The sequence below is a fragment of the Streptomyces sp. NPDC029014 genome (assembly GCF_055564695.1).
On the sequence record NZ_JBVHVT010000246.1, the window covers coordinates 1 to 1,171 of the forward strand.

The 1,171-nt window shown below is 55.3% G+C and carries 2 protein-coding genes; both read right to left on the bottom strand.

All coding sequences use genetic code 11. From position 1 onward, the window contains the following. Positions 1 to 380 (bottom strand): hypothetical protein (locus tag ACZ4VL_RS40845; protein WP_468211130.1); only part of this gene is annotated, 380 nt, incomplete at its 3' end. 446 nt (positions 381 to 826) lie between these two features. Continuing rightward, positions 827 to 1,084, bottom strand: coding sequence for a hypothetical protein (locus tag ACZ4VL_RS40850; RefSeq protein ID WP_124473431.1), 258 nt, complete (start codon positions 1,082 to 1,084; stop codon positions 827 to 829). Positions 1,085 to 1,171 lie beyond the last annotated feature (87 nt).

Sequence of the window (1,171 nt, forward strand, 5' to 3'; positions counted from 1 at the left end):
CGCACAATGTTGGCGCGCTGCATGCGCAGGATGTCCGAGGGGCGTTGTACGCAGAGATTGGCCAGATCCATCGCGTTGCACAGCGGTTGGTAGGGCGCGGCATAGACGGCCGCATACAGCTCGTCATCGATGAGGGCGTCCCGGCGCCCGGTCTCCTTCTTCCTGCGCACGCCGGCGCACGGGTTCGCGATTGCCATCATGCCCCACAGCCGCCCGCAGTTCAGGACCAGCGACAGCCCGGCCTTCGTGCGGTTCGCTGTCACGACGCCGCGCTTCTCTACCGTCGTGCGCCAGATCGTGGCGACGTCGCCCGGCGCGAGCGTATCGAGCTCGCGATCGCCGATGACGGCAGCGGGCCCGGACAGGAACAGGTCGTACATGCGCCGCAGCAGACTTCTGCAGCGCGGGGGCGTCAGGGCGGTTTCGGTATGTACTTCCATGTGCCTTAGTTATGCAGCATCGGCGCTTCCTGTCCTTTGTGCTCGGTTCGGTCACAATAATGGGCCGCTCACAATAGCGCCGGTCCCGAATGCTCCGAGTACTGGCCGACGATAGTCAGAATCGGCACTAAGGCCTCGCTACATAAGGCTTTGCGGCGAAACTGCCAGATTTTGCACGAAAATGACGATTACCCCTGGCCGGACACTCCTGACGCTAGACGCCGCACTCCCAATATCCGGTGACGCGAGTCCGGTAATCAACTGCGATTGGAATTATCTGGAACTATATATTTTATAGAAAGTCAATTCGTCACGTAATTGAAAATGGTTTGGTGGCGGAAGCGTCACCAAACCATTGGGGTGATATCAAAGGACTATTTCGATCGTTACGTCAATTGGATCGTAAATCCTTCCTTCGAGCCTTCAAATGATACTCCGGATTGGAGGGGGCCCGACCCATACTTCCAGATAGCATACAGTGCCTTGGTTTTGCCTTTGGCGGGATCTCCGAATCGATTGGTCGCCAAAAAAGTGCGTGCCCCTTCGGCGAATTCCGTTTTGATGCCATTGGTGACATCGATTGTCTGGTTAAGATAGCCGTAGCCAGCATATACGATTGTCACTTCGTTTACCAGTTCAGTCATTTTTAACCTCGTAAGTGATCGCGATTATCGAAAACATATCGTTATATAAAGTCCGATATCCATCTAACTTCGAAGCCTGTCGGACAT

What these genes read in the sequence shown, in the direction of transcription:
- ACZ4VL_RS40850 (WP_124473431.1), bottom strand. Translation starts at nt 1,084, where the DNA reads ATGACTGAACTGGTAAACGAAGTGACAATCGTATATGCTGGCTACGGC.